This is a genomic window from Pseudoxanthomonas beigongshangi, from assembly GCF_016820515.1.
Lineage (GTDB): Bacteria > Pseudomonadota > Gammaproteobacteria > Xanthomonadales > Xanthomonadaceae > Pseudoxanthomonas_A > Pseudoxanthomonas_A beigongshangi.
On the sequence record NZ_JADHDV010000061.1, the window covers coordinates 1 to 1,871 of the forward strand.

1 protein-coding gene is annotated in these 1,871 nt (G+C 64.3%); it reads right to left on the reverse strand.

The genetic code is table 11. The features are described 5' to 3' along the window. On the reverse strand, positions 1-1,461 hold a 1,461-nt coding region (locus IQ458_RS19445; protein WP_203323842.1), incomplete at its 3' end, for a PDC sensor domain-containing protein. Positions 1,462-1,871 lie beyond the last annotated feature (410 nt).

The window sequence follows — 1,871 nt, forward strand, 5'->3', positions numbered from 1 at the left end:
GATGGCCGACAGGCTCGCCTTGGTGGCCCGCATCGCTTCGGTGATGACCGCCTTCTCACCCGGCAGGTCTTCCATGTCCACCGATAGATCACCGACGGCGTACTGCCGCATCACCTCGACCGCACGCATCTTCACCTTGATGTGTTCGCCGATAAGCGCGTTGGTCTCGCGCGCCATCCGGCCGTACTCGCCGGGGAACGCGGACTCGTCCATGCGATAGCTGATCGTGCCTTCCTGGTGGCGTCGGGTCATTTCGCCCAGCGCGGCGATCAGCGCATGGATCTGGGATTGCATGCGCAGCATCGCGCCCTGCAGCTGTCCCAACTCGTCATCGCGATCCTGGGCAATGCGGTTGTCCAGCCGGCCTTCGGCGATGGCATCGGAAATGCGCACGGCCTCGGCCAGTGGCTTGAGGATCTGACGGCGCATCAGTACGAACAACGCACCGCACAGCACGCTGGCGGCGATCAGCCCGACCACCATGATGGTCAACAGCAGCGAGTGGGCCTGCTGCATCAGCAGCGAGCGCGGCACCATCACGCCCAGGGCAAAGCGCTGCGCGGCCTGTCCGATCTGCAGCGGCACATAGGCTTCCACCAGATCCTCATCCAGGGTCGCATCCCGGCTTTCGCGGAAGACGGACTGCCCCTTGGCGATGCTGGACAGCACGGCACGGGTGCCGGCGTCTTCCAGCTTGCGCCCGACCTTGGCCGGATCCGGATCGGCGACCACGGTACCGGCCGGCGACAGCAGGCGGACATGGCCTTCGCCCATCGGCCGCAACCTGGCGATGGATTTCTGCAGGGACTCCAGTGCGAAATCGACGGTCATCGCGCCGATAAACCTGTCGTTCTCCACAATCGGCGTGGCCAGCGTGGTCATCAATATCTTGCGACCGCCGATCTCGTACTCGTAGGGCTCCAGCACCACCGGCTGCTTGAGCTTGCGTGGCAGCAGGTACCAGTCGCCATTGCCGGGGACTTCATAGTCGCGCAGCGCTTCCTGCATCGGCTGGCCGTCGCTCCAGGCCCAGTAGCTCATGAACCGGCCGGTGGCGTCGTGGCCTTCTGTGGTGACGTTCTCCGCGTCCTTGCCGTCGAACGCATCCGGTTCCCAGATGGTGCCCACGCCGACCCATTCGGGATGGGTGACCAGTTGCTGGCGGATGATGGCGCTGGCGGTGCCGCGATCCAGGCCGGCATGCGCCCGCTGGCTGAGGAAACTGTCGCGGAGCGTTTCATTGGTGGAGAACGCGCGCTCCAGATCTCCGGAAATGCGTTCCGCCTCCGCTTGCGCGAGGTTCTGCATGCTGGTTTGCGCACTGTCCAGGAGCGCATTGCTGCTGCGGATGTAGGTGATCAGGGCGGTGACGCCGAAGGCGAGCGCGGCGATCAGGGCCGTGCCGGACATCAGGCGGGTGGCGACGCTGCTGCTTGCGAAGTTCCGGAGTGAGCGGGTCATGAAAAAGGCCGGTAGCGAGGACGGGAGAATCACCAGGCCGGTGGGGGAGCGGTCTGCAATGCACTGCATCGGCCGGGCGATGCAGGGCTTTAGGCGTAATCGTGCTTTTGCGGAAGGTTGCGTGCCTGGAGATGCGTGAGGGAGGGAGAGAGAGCAAATCCCCCTCAATCCCCCTTCTTCGAAGGGGGAGGCAAAAGCAGGTCGTCCGCGGAGTTGACAGCTCCCTTGACCCGCCATTCGGCGGTTGAAGGCGCAAAAAGGGGCGAGCGTCTGCGAAGCAGGGGATTTGCTTTTGGCGCGAAGAGCCAATCCCCCTCAATCCCCCTTCTGCGAAGGGGGAGGCAACAGCGGGTCGTCCGTGGAGTGGATAGCCCCCTTGATCCGCCATTCGGCGGTTGAAGGCAAAAAAG